Source organism: Veillonella atypica (assembly GCF_041431435.1).
In the GTDB taxonomy this organism is placed as follows: Bacteria; Bacillota; Negativicutes; order Veillonellales; family Veillonellaceae; genus Veillonella; species Veillonella atypica.
This window is the reverse complement of record NZ_JAPVXV010000005.1, coordinates 221,926-237,690: the sequence shown is the minus strand read 5'-3', so window position 1 is coordinate 237,690 and position 15,765 is coordinate 221,926. Positions and strand designations below refer to the sequence as shown.

Genomic DNA, 15,765 nt, shown 5'->3' with positions numbered 1-15,765 from the left:
ATAGGCTCTGCTTATGCATTTAAAGATATATTCTTTAAATAGTATAATACAGTCCTTATTTGGGTTACCATAAAAAGGTATCTCTTTGAACCGCGCACCCCTTAATGATAGACCCGAAAGCTTAACGTTAAGGAGGTCGGTTTTTCAGCCCTCTGTCAAATGTTGGGGCATTCACTCTACGAGTCTTCTTTGGCACCAATCATATGTATGGTTGGTGCCATTCTTTTTGCTCAAAAGTAGAATACATACTCTAAATCTGGCTCTATAATAAATGTTGGGGTGACACCACTATGGTGTCACCCCAACATTTATTATAGAACCTTTTTATTTTTGTATGTATATTGTTTTTATAAAATATACAGTTTACAATTTAATTAAGAATAAGTTGATGTATTTTTTAGTTTTATCTGGTTGTGATTGAGATATTTAGACAAAGCATAATAGGGCTATTGTTAAGTTTTATTATTTAGCTTGGTAGAGAGTTTATATGAAAAAAAGTTCAAAATTCTATGCAATTATTATTCTTATTGTAGCTCTTTTAGTGATGATTGGTTATTATTTGTATAATAATCAGCAAAAAAATTTTGATATGAATTTACAAGGGAGTTTAATACGATTAGATTCTCATGTTTTAACTGTTTATAATGTGAGAAATTTTAATGAATATGAGACTATTGATCTCCATTCCATTGCTAAAAAATTCGATTCAGTTATAAGGTATGTTGCTTATAATAATGAGGCTTTATACTTGTTATTAGAAGAGAAGAATCATACTTGGAGCATTTTACGTATTACTAATAATGCTATGAATTTATATGCTTTACCTATAATTGAAAATGATGCGAAACGATATCAGATTGTGTTGGATAAAGATAACATATTAGTTGTTATGAACCAAAAAATATATCAATCAGAAAGAGAAAAGTTTGCATTTCACTTAGTTAGTCAAGAGTTTTCATATAAAAATCAGTTTATATTCTCACCATCTTTATATGGATATGTTTATATGGATAATTCTAATGTTGTAAGAAATCTTCAAAATACTGTTAATCTTATCTCTTTAGATTCATATTCGACATATAATGGAATTATTAACAATTCATATCTTGTATTAACTAGAATGCCTGAGAAGAAAAGATTTGGAGAAATATATGATTTAAATACTGGTGAATATCGAAAACTGACTAAAGGTCCATTATATAACTTTGGGAGTGTTGGTGATGTTGTGTTGTTGGAAATAGAGTCAGATAATGGACAACCTGACTTTTTTGCTCCTAATTTGTTGGTTAATCCTAGTCGATATAGTAATAATCATATTACAGATTATGAACCGTTCTTTTATGATATAAAAAATGATGTGATTATAAAGCTTCCAGAAGGTATATATAATCGTGCTTTAGGTCAGTCAATAACTTATCAGTCAGAGGAGTTTAATCGAGAGGCGTTACAACAATTAAAATTGTTGTGTGAAAGTAGTTATAATTAGTAGATTGAAGAATTGATATTTTTGTACACCAAATAGGTATGACTAAGGGGCTGCAACTAGAATGCGGTAAAACCGGATCCTGTTACAGCCCCATGATTGTAGCCTTTTTACTATTAAAATGATTTTTTACCTAATGTAGGATGACTACACCGTTTTAATGTTAATGTATCAATCATATGAACCGCTTCATCCAATGTAAGGTCCTCTCGTTTTGTAGGTGTTTCGAGGACTGCCAATGGATGGTCTGTGCCCACTTCGCCGGATGGCAAATAGATATATTCTTGATTGATTGTATCGCCAAAGATATAGCCTGCTTGTAAATGCTCTTTATGAATGCGACTCATAATGCTCCTTATATCGTATTGTATTTATAAATCTCAATATTTCATATATGATGTAACATAAGAATCTTGATTACAATATTTTTTGTATTTTAAATTCTGCATAATCTGCAGAGACAAGTTCTAATTTAGTGGTTCCAAATGTTGAAGGAATTCGTTTGAATGAATTCTGGTCATGTAAATGGCCGAATATACATATATCTACATGATAGCGCTCTATAAGGTCTGTAAAGCCTGATGGGGCGTTATTTTCATTGAATGGTGGATAATGTAACAATAGAATGCGCGTTACAGGTAGTGGTTCGCTGGTATTCTCTGTTTTAGCATGTTCCTTTTGTAACGCTTGGATAGCGTGCTCCATTTCTTGTAATGCCGCTTCGGTACGCATAATTTCTCTGTCATAGATAGATTGATCGGTATCTGGTTCAAAGCTAGCATCATCAGGACAAATATATCCGCGGGTGCCCCCAAAGGCTAAGATGCATTGATGTTCGGTGGGCTGGCTTTCACCAGTAAGTGTATTAACCTGAGTTGTGAGGTTGATGATGCGGGCTGTACCATGACCTTGTATAAAGGTAATGCTGTCGCCCATAGCTTGTTTCATTTTGTTTGCCGATGACCACCAATAATCGTGGTTGCCGCGAATCATAAATTTTTGGCCCGGAAGGCTGGCGATTTCCTTGAGGTCGTAGAGTGCTTCATCGAGGCGCAAAGCCCAGCTCATGTCGCCTACGAGAAAGATAATGTCTTCATCGGTGACGGTGGACAGCCAATGTTCTTTTATACGTTGCCAATGATTGTCCCAGTGGGGACCGAATATATTCATCGGCTTCGTAGGTGGATTACCCGATAGATGAAGGTCTCCAATGGCGTAAATGTTCATATATGTCCTTACTAGAGTCCTCTAACCTACGGAACTCGTAGCAGAGGGTTCTTATTTCAATTCAAAATAGGGTGTAATATTCTGTAAAATTTTCGCAGCTCGTTCATCATTGCACGTTTGTGGAATTTTATAACCCACGTAGAGCGGCGTTGTGATATAGCGAGGAATTACCTTGATATATTCGTAACCATCTTCTAGTTGATAGAAAAAATAGTTATAGGATTGGGAAAATTTTGCCAAGCTATCTAACACATAGCGTATGGTCTGTTGTAAGCGCATGGCGATGGAGCGGACAGGCGCATCAGGTTTATACCGCAAATTGTATTCAAAGAATCCAATAATAGGGTGTTTGGATAAGGTGATGCGGATATCCTGATCTTCGTGTAATAGCCAGCCATTCATGTTTTTGACCGTAATGTCCTCGTGATAATCGTAGTTGCGTAGGCCTATAATTTGGCTGTGTGGATGGCGAATGGAACCGCCAGACATGGGACCGTGGTTTTTAAAGAATAGAACGGATTTATATTCCTTTGTGGCAATCGTTTCATGCCATTTATCTAGACCGAATTGAATGATCCGTGTTGCATCATCAACGGAAAGAGTAGATAATTCGCCTTGGTCGCCTTCTGTTTCAACGATGACCGTAGGCCACGTGTCCTGCAAAACAGGATATTTATTCATAAGCCATATGATGTGACCATCTTGTGCCAAAATATCTGTTAACTTTGACCGGTCGCAGAATGGACAGCGCACACTTGCGTCACGCATATTTACAGGCTTTGTACGCCCTAGTGCAATGTCAAATATAAGTGGTTCGTTCATGGTGCGCCTCCTTTCATCTCATACCTTTAATCATACCATAAATGACAGTATTACACATGAAATAATGGTATAATATATTAATAATCTTTACCAAATTATAGGAGGTCTTATGAAACCTACAACCTTGGTATTTCCCATAGATGAACAACATAGAATTTTGCTGGGCCGTAAAAAACGCGGCTTTGGTGCTGATAAATATAATGGCTTTGGCGGTAAAATCAATGCTGGTGAAAGCTTTCGCCAATGTGCCGTGCGCGAACTATATGAGGAATCGGGCATACTCGTTGATGCATCTAATCTAGAATGTGTAGCTCTTTTTGACTTTCAGTTTCCCTATGATGAAAGTCTAACCCATGTGGGCTATGTATATTTTGTGCATGTTACCGATGTAAAACCTATTGAATCAGACGAGATGGAACCGCATTGGTTTACATTCGCCGATGTCCCTTATGAGCATATGTGGGAAGGGGACCGTACGTGGCTTCCTATGCTATTAGAGGGCAAGTTGCTAAAGGGGCCTATCCGTTTTGGTCCAGATAACAGTCATGTGGAGGACATGCGTTTAACAGAGGTCGATAATGTCATGGAAAGTGAATTGTTGGCTCGTATCGATATATATATTAATGAATAGAGTGTAGTGAAAGTATAGGATGTGCTTTCACATATACCTATATTGAGGAACTATGAAAGAGATAAATAACCCCAAGTGGGTACCACAGTTATTGGCATGGTATGATGTGAATAAACGGGATTTGCCGTGGCGTGATTGCGGTGACCCCTATAAGGTGTGGGTATCTGAGGTGATGAGCCAGCAGACCCGCATTGAGGCGATGAAGCCTTATTATGACAATTGGATGCGTTTGTTTCCAACGCTAGAGGATTTGGCAAAGGCCACAGAAGATGAAGTGGTCCATGCTTGGCAAGGCCTTGGCTATTATAGCCGTGCTCGTAATTTACGCCTTGGCGTGCAAGATGTGGTGAACAATTACGGCGGTGTGGTGCCTCACAATCGCAAAGACATGGAATCTTTGAAAGGCGTTGGTTCTTATACGGCTGGCGCTGTACTATCCATGGCCTATGGCGAGCCAGAGGTGGCCGTCGATGGCAATGTACTGCGGATTTATGCCCGTTTGTACGGCATATTCGATGATATTTTGAGCACAAAGGGCAAGAAGGCGATTACCTCTATCGTAGAGGACACATTGCCTCACGATAGACCGGGCGATTTTAACCAAGCCTTGATGGATTTTGGTTCAGCCGTATGTATCCCTAAAACGCCACGCTGCGGTGAGTGCCCTATCGTCAATATGTGTTATGCGTACCAACACAATGTAACAGATCAATTGCCTGTGCGCATCAAGAAAACTAAGGTTGTTGATGTACCTGTATTTGTAGGTATCCTCAGCTATGGCGATTATTATTTGCTACATAAGCGCCCTAATCGAGGCCTTTTGCGTTCCATGTGGGAATTTCCATCTGTAGAAAATTCAGATTCCTATGATGCGGCAGAATTTGGTTTAACTGAGCTCGTAGGGGCATTGGGCTTTGGTCTATCCTTACAACCAGTTATTGTGAAAGAATTAACTCATGTATTTTCTCATCGTAAGTGGTTTATGAAGGCCTTTCGCGGTGATTTACATTACGAAGTTGGCTCGGCACCAATCGAAGCGATTAAGAAGCAATTGCCGAAGGATTGGATGCTTATTAAACGGAATGAATTCGCTGATTATGCTTGGGCAGGACCTCATGGTAAATTGACAGAATTATGTCCTATTGTAGAATAAATTTATTAGACGAATACTGATTTCGTTTCAATGTATTAGCAATTACTTGATATACAGTTAGGAGCGTATATGCAATTAATTATAAATATTGTGTTTCTCGTGGTGCTAGCCATAGCCTTTCTAGGCTTTTGGGGATTGTACCTCTATTTATGGAAACCGAAAAAACTATGGCCTGCGTGGCTAGGCTATATTTTGGTAGTAGCTGGTTGGTTCTGTGCGGTGCGATACTATTTCTTATACCAAGTTGACCTATACGGCACGCCTTGGTACGAATGGCTTAACTTGTTTAGAACGGAAAGCTATGGCGTAGTATTCGCCATATTCTTGTGCATACCTGTTTTTATCGTATTGGCCTTGATCTATGCACTGGTGAACCGTATTTCCCATAAGCTCCCCGTAGAAGAACGGACAGGGCGCCGTGCTTTCTTTAGAACCGTAGGTACCCTTGTACCATTGGCTGCTATGGGGGGCGCTGGCTATGCTGCCTATGAAGGACAACGAGAAATCGTTGTAACCCATGAAAGCTTTGGTTATACCAATCTACCGCCAGGACTTGTAGATTACAAGATTGTACAACTCAGCGATATCCATATTGGACCGAGCATCGACCTAGATGACTTTGACGAAATCTTGCGGTTAGCACTACTAGAACATCCAAATCGCGTAGTCATTACCGGTGACCTTATCGACAAAATACAATGGTTACCTGAAGTCTGTGATCGCTTAAAGGTATTTGCAAAACAAATTCCTGATGGCGTAGACTATATCCTTGGCAATCATGAATTCCATCATGATGTAAATAAAATCGTTGATGATATTAAAACAAAAACGCCATTAAACGTATTGATTAATGACAACATCCAAATCATGGGTGGCAAACAACCGGTCTATATTGCTGGCGTATCCTATGATAATGAACGTCGCAAAGAAAATCGCGAAGCCATGATTGATAAGGCCTTGTCCGGTATCCCTAATAATGCCTTTGTTATTCTGTTGGCCCACCATCCAGAATTCTTTGATGAAGCCATCGAACGCAATGTGCCATTAACCTTGTCCGGCCATACTCATGGTGGACAAATTATCCTCTTTGGCATGCCTTGGGTACCGATTGGTACACCATATGTAAAAGGTCGCTATACAGAGAAAAATAGCGTATGCTACGTAAACAACGGATCTGGACACTGGTTCCCTATTCGTATTAACTGTCCGAGAGAAATTACGGTTATTACATTCTTTGATGGAGTAGCTTAGTAAACAAAAAAAGGACGCTATAGTCTAATCTTCAGTAGTATATACTGAAGAATTTAGAACTATAGCGTCCTTTTATATTCCGTTCATTTGAGGTATGAGAGGATGTTATAGATATGTCAAAGAGATGTGAGAGGTTTATTTCATGCGAACTGCTTCGGCAAATTCGTCTTCGGTCATGAGTTTTTCTTCCAAGATGATTTCTTTGATAGAGCAACCGCGTTTGTACGCTTCTTTTACGACCTTAGCACTCTTATCGTAGCCGATGTATGGTGTTAAAGAGGTAGCAATCATAAGGGATTGTTCTACGAAGAATTTAAGTTTTTCAGGTACGAATTCTACACCGTCGATGCAGTGTGTTGTGAAGGAATTCATCGCATCTGCAAGGAGGCGACAGCTTTCAACAAAATCATAGATCATGATAGGCATGTACACATTCAATTGGAACGCACCGCTGCCTGCACAAAGTGTCATTGTTGTATTGATGCCGAATACTTGGGCACATACCATAGCAAGAGCTTCGCATTGGGTAGGGTTAACCTTACCTGGCATGATGGAGGAGCCCGGTTCATTTTCAGGTAGATGCCATTCGCCATAGCCACAGCGAGGGCCGGATCCTAAGAAACGAACATCGTTCGCAATCTTAAACAATGTAGTAGCCAATGTGTTAAGTGCGCCGTGAGCCATCATGAACGCATCTTTCAAGGATAGACCTTGGAATTTATTATTCTTAACGCGGAATGGAGCGCCTGTTACCTCTGGCAATACGGTTTCCATAACGTCTAGATATCCCTTAGGTGTGTTTACACCTGTACCAACGGCAGTACCGCCAAGGGCAACGTCGAGTAGATAATCAGCGTTTTGAAGGAGCATCATTTTGGCAGTTTTTAGACCATCCACAAAGGCGCTAATTTCTTGATCTACCATGATGAAAGTAGCATCTTGTAGGTGAGTACGACCAACCTTTTGCAAGCCTTTGCCTTTTTCTTGCAATTTTTCAAAGGATACAATAAGGCCGTCCAATGCAGGAATTACGCGTTTTGTAATTTCAAAGTACCCGCAGATATGCATTGCTGTTGGGAATGTATCATTTGTACTTTGGCCGCGGTTTACATCGTCGTTAGGATGAAGTGGATTAGCTTCATCTAACTGTTTAGCCCGGTGAGCGATAACTTCGTTCACATTCATGTTTGTTTGTGTGCCAGAACCTGTTTGGAATACGGTCAATGGAAATTCATCATCCCATTTGCCATCTACGATTTCATCTACTACTTGAGCAATGAGTTTCGCTTTTTCCTCAGTTACTGCGCCACATTTTGCATTGGTTAAAGCACATGCTTTTTTGACAAGCGCAAGCGCTTTAATTTGTTCAATAGGAATGCGATGGTCACCGATCTTAAAGTTATTGAACGAGCGTTGCGTTTGAGGTCCGTAAATTCGTCTAGCGTCGACTTCGACTGGTCCCATTGAATCATATTCAATTCTTGTTTCCATAATGTTTACAACCTCCTTAAAAGACATGCCGACCTTATCGTCGGTTCCTCTCTATTATATACAGAAAAACGAAAAAATATAATAGAAAATGATAATAAATACCAATTAGATATAATGCGTGCATGGCTATTACCTTTATACATATTTGATTTATATCTATAAATTTGTGTATACATAGCACATATATGGTTATATTTATTGTCAACATCGCTTTAACACGATAAAATGAATATAGCTTATAGTTAGTTTTATTTAATTTATAAGAGGAGGTAAGTACTTATGAAACATGATTTTATGAGCCATGACCTTCACTTGCCGGAACTTACGTTGCGTGGGATGTTATTAGGTGCATTGATCACTCTAATATTTACGGCATCTAACGTATACTTAGGTTTGAAGGTCGGTTTGACATTCTCGTCATCCATCCCGGCAGCCATTATCTCAATGGCAATTTTACGTTTCTTCAAGGATTCTAACGTTCTTGAAAACAACATGGTACAAACGCAAGCATCTGCAGCTGGTACCTTATCTGCAATTATTTTTATCTTGCCAGGTCTTTTAATGCTTGGTTATTGGCAAGGGTTCCCATTCTGGCAAACATTCTTGATTTGCGCATGCGGTGGTTCCCTCGGTGTGTTATTCACCATTCCATTGCGCCGTGCCATGGTAGTGAACAGTGACCTACCATATCCAGAAGGCCGTGCAGCAGCCGAAATCTTGAAGGTCGGATCTCATAATGGTGGTGAAGTTGCTAAATCTGGTTCCGGTATGGCAGACATCGTTTCCGGTGGTGCTGTAGCTGGTATCATCAGCCTTTGTGCTAACGGCTTCAAAGTTCTTGGCGATAGCATGAGCTTCTGGCTTCCAGTAGGTAGCAAAGGGATTACTCAAATTCCATTGGGATTCTCCACAGCGTTGTTAGGTGCTGGTTACCTTATCGGTATCGCATCTGGTATCGCTATCCTCGTTGGTGTTCTCATCGCGTGGGCTGGCTTTGTGCCTTACTTGACTAATGTATTTGCTCCAGATGGTGGTGCAACTGCAAAATTTGCTATGGGTATCTGGAAATCTAAAGTTCGCTTTATTGGTGCTGGTGCTATCGGTATCGCAGCGATTTGGACATTGATTACCTTGATTAAACCTATCATCGAAGGTATGAAAATTTCCGTTAAATCCATGAATAGCAGCGCTGCTGAACGCGAAACGCATCGCATGGATACAGATATGAGTACAAAATCTGTATTGATCGTATTTGCCATCATCCTTATTGGTTTGGTTATTACGTTCTGGGATTTCGTATCCGCTGTACCTATTAGTGCAGGCTTGATGTGGACTCTTGTTGTTGTAGGCGTTGTAGTAGCTTTATTAATCGGCTTCTTCGTAGCAGCAGCTTGTGGTTACATGGCAGGTCTTATTGGTACATCTGCATCTCCAATCTCCGGTATTGGTATCTTGGCGACTATTATTTCTTCTCTAGTGGTATACTTCATCGCTTCTGAAAATAATTTATTTGCTACCGAAGCAGGCGTTCAATTCGCTACAGCTATGGCTATCTTCATGACATCCGTAGTTATTGCTATTGCATCTATCTCTAACGATAACTTGCAAGACTTGAAAACTGGTCAACTCGTTGGTGCTACACCTTGGCGTCAACAAATTGCATTGTTACTTGGTTCCGTAGCCGGTGCTATTGCGATTGCTCCAGTTCTTAACTTGTTATACCAAGCATATGGTTTCACAGGTGCGTTGCCTCGTGCTGAAATGGATCCAAATGCTGCATTATCTGCTCCACAAGCAACATTGATGACTACAATTGCTCAAGGTATTTTCAATGCTAGTATGGATTGGAATTACATCTTGATCGGCGTTGGTGTTGGCGTAGTAGCAATCATTGTTAACTTGATTCTTAAGAGCACAACTGCTTCCTTAACATTGCCTCCATTGGCTGTTGGTATGGGTATCTACTTGCCTCCAACATTGGAAGTACCTCTTATTATCGGTTCTTTCTTGAGCTATTTCGTAGGTCGTTATCTCATCGCTCGCGCTAAAATGCGTGCTGGTGAATTGGCTGAATACGATGTAGAACAATCTAATCGTCGTGGCGTTCTCTTTGCGTCTGGTTTGATTGTTGGTGAAAGCTTGATTGGTGTAATTATAGCTGTTATTATTGTATTGTCAGTTACAACTGGTGGTGGTGAATCTCCACTTGAATTAGTTGGTCCTGAATTTGAAAGTACAGCTGGTTGGTTAGGTCTACTTGCTTTCATCTTCGCTGCACTCTATCTAGTTCGTCGTGTTGTAACTCACAAATTTGATAAAGCAGAAGCTCTCGCTATGAAAGCAGAGCAAGAACAAGCAAAGTAAGAGGTTAACCATGAAATTAAAACAGACTGTTCTCATCATGATGGCTGCCGCATTGCCACTCACATCTATGGCAGCCGCTAGTGAAACGATTCCTGTAACAAAGGATACTGGTGCTGTAGTAGCACAAAATAATCGTCACGATGTGACATATCGTCTCTCTAGCACGGCTACGCCAGAGCAAAACAAAAAATTACGTTCCGTAGCGAATAAAACTGATCGTGGTACTATCGAAGTGGTAGCGCCAAATGCAGATCGTTATATGGATCGTAAAGAGGTAGGCGTATCTCCTGTAGATGCGACTACAGATCATTTGAATCTCGTATTCCCAGAGGTTAAATCTGTTAGCCCTATCGTTGAAAAAGCCATTAATACAACGATTAAGAAATACGTGTCCAAGGTTCAAAATGACACTCAAAAATTGAACGAAAAAGAATCCAATAAAACGAATGTCATCATGTACTATGATGTAAAAACGGATAAAAATGGTATCTTTAGCGTTTTGATTCACACCTATACAATGCGTGATGGCGATGCAAATGGTGTAAATTATGTAAAAGGCTTTACATTCAATACTACAACAGGTCGTCAATTATCCTTGTATGATCTTGGTGGTTTGAATAAGAAGGAACTCGTTAATGCTATCAATAATAATCAACAAGTGAAGGATGCCGTTGGTGCGAATGCTACATTCGACAAAATGCCATCTGAATTCTACACAACTGAAGATTATTCGGTAGTGATGATTCTTCAACAAGATGTGGATACAATCCATAGTGCTGGTACCGTATATGTACCAGTTGGCAATTTGCGCGACCGTCAAAATGATGTGACCAAATAACAAAACTAACTATATGTGTCTGTATTGTTAAACAATGCAAGGTGCGTAGCACCAAAAAGGGTACACAGACTGTTTTATGTGGTATAGAACTTAATACTTACTAAAAAGCCCCTCCGCTATGTGCGGAGGGGCTTTTGTGCGTATTATCCTGTATGAAGAATAGGGGGATAGGACAAAAAAGACAGCCCCGAAGGGCTGCCTAATTGATTATTTTGTTGGTTTTAATGGTAATGGGAATTGGATTGTCGTAGTCGGAATTTCCTCAGGCGGTGTTTGAACAATTACCTTCTTACCAAATTTCTTTTTAAATGCCTTTACTGTTCCAGGTTGTACAGAATCAGCCGTAATAACTAATACAGATGCATCATCTGTTGGTAAAATACTAATGATTTTACCTTGAGGTTCTTTGTTTTGATAAAGTGCCAATGCATCGGATTGGAGGTCTTCTAATTGGGCTTGTGTCAATTTGCCTTGGCTTACAATTAATGCATTATCGAGTTGTGGATCGTGAGCGTCAGCTAGTGCTGTATGAACTGTATCGAAGTGTTTTTTGTCCACTACAGAAACGTGCAATTTACCTTCCTTCCAGAAGAGAGCACCATCGTTTCTAAATTGTGTGAAGTCTTGACCATAGTGAAGGGCGTGGCTGATGACATTGGATGTTTTTTGTTCCACTTGTTGACGGTAGAGCGCATTGTGGAATGCCAATGCTTGTGGTGTTTGTGTCATACGGTAGGAAATTTCAGCCGCCTCTGCACGGGTTACGTATTTTTCTGGGTTAAACATCGTGCCTGGTGCATAGTTGGTAAATCCTAAGTATGCTAATTCACGGACTGCATCTTGTGCCCAAGGGGCTACGAATTTTTGGTCCCCATACGCTACTTGATCGAGTACAGTAGGATCATCTGTTGTATAGCCTAGATAATGTAGGTAGTTATCTGCTACCACAGCAAATTCTTGGCGGGACATATATTTTTCAGGTTTATATGTAGTGTCGCCATAGCCAGAGATGATATTCTTGCGCGCTACTGATTCAATAGCGAGGGCAGACCAACGGTCGGATGTAATATCTTTAAAGTGACTAGAGATGAACGCTGCTTGGCCATCATCGGTAATGTTGTTGAATAGGGAGGCCACTTCTTCGCGTGTCATTGGTTGATTAGGACGGAATGTGCCATCCGCATAGCCTTTCATCAATTTAGCCTTTGCTACGGCACTAATTGATTTAGAAGCCCAAAAATCACTTGGTACATCGGAGAAGATGTATGGTCGCACATCTTGGATATCCTTTGGAGACGTAACAACACCGGAGCGAAGTTGTTGATTAACAACGGTATTAGCAGGTACAGCAGTTTTGTTTTGTTCAGTAGCTGTTGTATCTTGAACTGTTGCCGTTGTTGTTACAGTATGTTGCGCTGGAGTAGCGCTTGGTGTTTGTGCCGGTGTAGCGGCAAATGCCATACCGGAAGTAGTAAGTAAAGCGGACAGGATGAGAGCCCGTAATGTGTGTGTTGATACCTGTTGCATACATATCCTTCTTAATCATGTGGTAAATATATCAAAAACAGCGTTAGATAACGCTGTTTTTGAAGTCCCCTTAAGGACTAAAGTATATCGGAGTTTTGTCGCTATTAGCGTTTTACAGTCATTTTAACTTTGGAACCAAATACCTTGGAAATACCTTGTTGTGTTTCTTTGCTTGCAGTGCTAACTACAGCGTATAATTGATTGTTTTCAACGTCTGGGAATACGGCGATAATATTGCCACCTTTTTCGTTTTTGCTGTAGTAGTTACGGAAATTAGATTCGATAACATCGTATTCAGTTTGGCTGTATTGAGATGGTTCAACTACTACATAGTTGTTGATAGTAGCATTGCCTTGGCTTGCCAAATTAGCTTTAATTGTATCCAAATCGGAATTAGATTTCAAAGCTACATGCAATTGATTGTCTCTCCAGTACATAACACCATAGTCTTGGAATGCTTCTGGTGTTTTATATGTTTTGTTGAGTTGAGTGAATACATTGTTTTCCAATGTTTCTTGTTGTTTTTGATCGAGTGGTTTTAATGTGCTGCGACGTACAGGTCGAACGATGCGTGGAGATTGTTCTGCTTTAGACTCAGAAACCTTGTCAGATTTTTTAGCCTTAGCTTCTTTTTCTACCTTTTTCGCATCAGCATCAACTTTTTTAGCATCAGATTTCACAGCAGCATCAGCTTTTTTTGCATCTGCCTTTGCAGCAGTATCTACTTTCTTAGCATCCGCTTTTACGTCTTTAGCGACTTCTTTTTCAACGGTTTTAGTTTTGTTTTCAACCTTTTCAGCGTCTTGCTTTGCATCTTCTTTAATAGCGGTAGCCTTGCTAGTAGTAGGGGCTGTTTCACCGTTTAAGATGCGGTTTAAGATTGTTGCCGCTTGTGCGCGTGTTACAGGTTGTGTTGGGTTGAAAGCAGTTGTTGCACCGGATGCTACATAGCCGCGTTGTGCCATGTATTCGATATCCGCTACATATGCTTTGGAAATGCTAGCACTGTCTTTGAATGTAACCTTTTCAGATTTTACAGGTGCATCAGGTTTTATTTTCTTTACTAAATTAGCTGCGGAAGCAACGAATTCTTCACGGTCCATCGCTTTAGCAGGGGCAAATGTAGATTTTGTTGTACCTTCCATAACGCCAGCAGCACCAACTAATTTAATAGCTGTATTGGACCAACGGTCGCTTTCAACATCGGAATAGGAAACGCCGTTTTCTTTTGTTACTAAGTCAGCAAGTTCTTGCTCGTTCATATTGTGTTGCAACACTTTGCCGTAAATGGCTGCTGCTTGTTCACGAGTAATGCTTTTACCAGGGCGGAATGTGTTATCTGCATAGCCGGATAAGTAGCCAGCCTCTGTCATTGCTTGGATGGCATCGCGAGCCCAGTTATCTTTTGTATCTGGGTATACGCCAGCTGGCAATGTTTCTTTAGCCTTTGCAGGAGCCTCAGATTTTTGTGTTGCTTTTGCAGTTGTTGTAGTTTTATCTGTAGTTGTAGTAGATTTAGCTGTCGCTGCTGGTGTAGTTTTCGCAGCAGTTGTTTTTGCATGTGTTGTCTTAGCAGTTGTTTTTGCAGCAGTTGTAGTATGTGCAGATGCTTTTGCATTCGTTACAACTGGTGTTTTCGTAGTTGTTGTAGTTTCTGCATGAGCCATGCCGAATGTAGATCCTAGCGCCAATGTAATCGCTAGAGATAAGGACAATTTATTGAGTTTCATGAGAAAGCTCCTTTCAAATTACGTTTATATACATAAATTATAGCACTTTTATGAAATAACCACTACTATAAGAAAATGTAATATATAAGGATAAAAATTAGATGAATAATGGTGAAAGTTACATTTTCATTATAGCAAATGAGAATGGTGCAATTTTGGGACTAAAAAATATCTACTTGATAAACATTTGCAAATAAAGAAAACACGGGAGTTATAGAAAAAATTTATAAAGCAGTACGTGAGTGTGATAAAAATCAATTTTGATTATTACTTTTAGTCATAAGGATATGATTTATACAACCCTAAATACGAATATAGCAATTGCTTGGACATTTATGGTGCCCTTATTTATAATTATATCGAAATGTTCTTTAAATATAACACTTTAAAGATCGTCAATTTATTGTATAGGCTGATAATTTGTGAAATTTTATCGACCTAAATGGATACATATCAAAATTTTTTTTGAGTTAAGTACTAGAAAAGTTGAGGACGAAAATATGAAAATTCATCTTTTCCAACAGTGTTTGATTGATATGTTCTACCCTCATGTTGGCATGGCTGGCGTAGAAGTACTTGAGAGACTAGGTTGCGACCTTGTAGTGCCTAAGAAACAAGTATGCTGTGGACAAATGTTCACAAACTCCGGTTACAATGATGCGGCTATGGATGCTATTAAGAATACAATCGAATGCTTCGAAAACGCTGACTATGTAGTTAGCATGTCTGGCTCCTGTGCCTTTGCTATTCGCGATGAATACCAACACTTCTTGGAAGGTCAACCTGAATGGCAACAACGCGCAGAAAAATTGAGCGGAAAAATTTATGAATTCACTGAATTCATTACCGATGTATTGGGTGTAGAAGACGTTGGCGCACGCTTTGACGAAACTGTTACATACCATACATCTTGCCACGTAACTCGCTTGATGGGTGTAAAAGAACCACCTTTCAAACTCCTTCGCAATGTAAAAGACCTTAAGTTGATTGAATTACCTCGTGCAGACCGTTGCTGCGGTTTCGGCGGTACATTCTCCGTTAAAAACCCAGAAATCAGCGAAGTAATGACACGCGAAAAAGCTTTGGAAATCGCTAGCACTGGTGCTAATGTAATTTCCGGTTCCGACCAAGCTTGCTTGATGAATATTGCAGGTATGCTTGACCGTCTTCATAAAGATGGTGAAATCGATCGCCGTATCAAAGTAATGCATATTGCTGAAATCTTAAACTGCCGCTAAGGAGGAGACG

At 39.9% G+C, this 15,765-nt stretch carries 13 protein-coding genes; 7 read left to right on the top strand and 6 right to left on the bottom strand.

Features of this window, described 5'->3' with window-relative positions; translation table 11 throughout:
* Positions 1-487: 487 nt before the first annotated feature.
* Complete coding sequence (locus tag O3598_RS08035; protein WP_156931747.1) at positions 488-1,486, top strand: hypothetical protein; 999 nt, start codon at positions 488-490, stop codon at positions 1,484-1,486.
* A gap of 113 nt (positions 1,487-1,599) precedes the next feature.
* Here the strand turns inward: O3598_RS08035 and O3598_RS08030 are convergent, their stop codons facing one another.
* The 3 genes from O3598_RS08030 to O3598_RS08020 all read right to left on the bottom strand — a co-directional run bounded on the left by O3598_RS08030 (position 1,600) and on the right by O3598_RS08020 (position 3,532).
* The gene (locus O3598_RS08030) at positions 1,600-1,830 is read right to left on the bottom strand and encodes a hypothetical protein (protein WP_005378024.1); all 231 of its coding nucleotides are present in this window, start codon (positions 1,828-1,830) and stop codon (positions 1,600-1,602) included.
* A 70-nt stretch (positions 1,831-1,900) separates the two neighbouring features.
* Complete coding sequence (locus O3598_RS08025) at positions 1,901-2,710, bottom strand: metallophosphoesterase (RefSeq protein WP_371452325.1); 810 nt, start codon at positions 2,708-2,710, stop codon at positions 1,901-1,903.
* A 51-nt stretch (positions 2,711-2,761) separates the two neighbouring features.
* Positions 2,762-3,532: a DUF4931 domain-containing protein gene (locus O3598_RS08020; protein ID WP_005384501.1), complete on the bottom strand. Its 771-nt coding sequence runs from the start codon at positions 3,530-3,532 to the stop codon at positions 2,762-2,764.
* Positions 3,533-3,641: 109 nt separating this feature from the next.
* Here O3598_RS08020 and O3598_RS08015 point away from each other — a divergent pair, with 109 nt between their 5' ends.
* The 3 genes from O3598_RS08015 (at position 3,642) to O3598_RS08005 (ending at position 6,567) form a co-directional block, all read left to right on the top strand.
* Positions 3,642-4,163, top strand: coding sequence for an 8-oxo-dGTP diphosphatase (locus O3598_RS08015; RefSeq protein ID WP_371452324.1), 522 nt, complete (start codon positions 3,642-3,644; stop codon positions 4,161-4,163).
* 52 nt (positions 4,164-4,215) lie between these two features.
* Complete coding sequence (gene mutY / locus O3598_RS08010; protein WP_371452323.1) at positions 4,216-5,316, top strand: A/G-specific adenine glycosylase; 1,101 nt, start codon at positions 4,216-4,218, stop codon at positions 5,314-5,316.
* A 69-nt stretch (positions 5,317-5,385) separates the two neighbouring features.
* Positions 5,386-6,567: a metallophosphoesterase gene (locus O3598_RS08005; RefSeq protein ID WP_156931744.1), complete on the top strand. Its 1,182-nt coding sequence runs from the start codon at positions 5,386-5,388 to the stop codon at positions 6,565-6,567.
* 135 nt (positions 6,568-6,702) lie between these two features.
* On the opposite strand, the gene O3598_RS08000 is transcribed toward O3598_RS08005, so the two are convergent.
* Positions 6,703-8,058 carry a class II fumarate hydratase gene (locus O3598_RS08000; RefSeq protein ID WP_371452322.1) on the bottom strand — a complete coding sequence of 452 codons (1,356 nt, stop codon included), beginning with the start codon at positions 8,056-8,058 and terminating at the stop codon, positions 6,703-6,705.
* Between the two features lie 279 nt (positions 8,059-8,337).
* Between O3598_RS08000 and O3598_RS07995 the strand changes: the two genes are divergently transcribed.
* Positions 8,338-10,422 carry an OPT family oligopeptide transporter gene (locus O3598_RS07995; RefSeq protein ID WP_156718358.1) on the top strand — a complete coding sequence of 695 codons (2,085 nt, stop codon included), beginning with the start codon at positions 8,338-8,340 and terminating at the stop codon, positions 10,420-10,422.
* 10 nt (positions 10,423-10,432) lie between these two features.
* Complete coding sequence (locus tag O3598_RS07990; protein WP_005375770.1) at positions 10,433-11,260, top strand: polysaccharide deacetylase family protein; 828 nt, start codon at positions 10,433-10,435, stop codon at positions 11,258-11,260.
* A gap of 207 nt (positions 11,261-11,467) precedes the next feature.
* On the opposite strand, the gene O3598_RS07985 is transcribed toward O3598_RS07990, so the two are convergent.
* Positions 11,468-12,787, bottom strand: a complete 1,320-nt coding sequence (locus tag O3598_RS07985; RefSeq protein ID WP_038124678.1) for an S-layer homology domain-containing protein — start codon at positions 12,785-12,787, stop codon at positions 11,468-11,470.
* Positions 12,788-12,891: 104 nt separating this feature from the next.
* The gene (locus O3598_RS07980) at positions 12,892-14,517 is read right to left on the bottom strand and encodes an S-layer homology domain-containing protein (RefSeq protein ID WP_227040985.1); all 1,626 of its coding nucleotides are present in this window, start codon (positions 14,515-14,517) and stop codon (positions 12,892-12,894) included.
* 500 nt (positions 14,518-15,017) lie between these two features.
* Between O3598_RS07980 and O3598_RS07975 the strand changes: the two genes are divergently transcribed.
* Positions 15,018-15,755 carry a (Fe-S)-binding protein gene (locus O3598_RS07975; protein ID WP_005375746.1) on the top strand — a complete coding sequence of 246 codons (738 nt, stop codon included), beginning with the start codon at positions 15,018-15,020 and terminating at the stop codon, positions 15,753-15,755.
* The last annotated feature ends 10 nt before the right edge of the window (positions 15,756-15,765 follow it).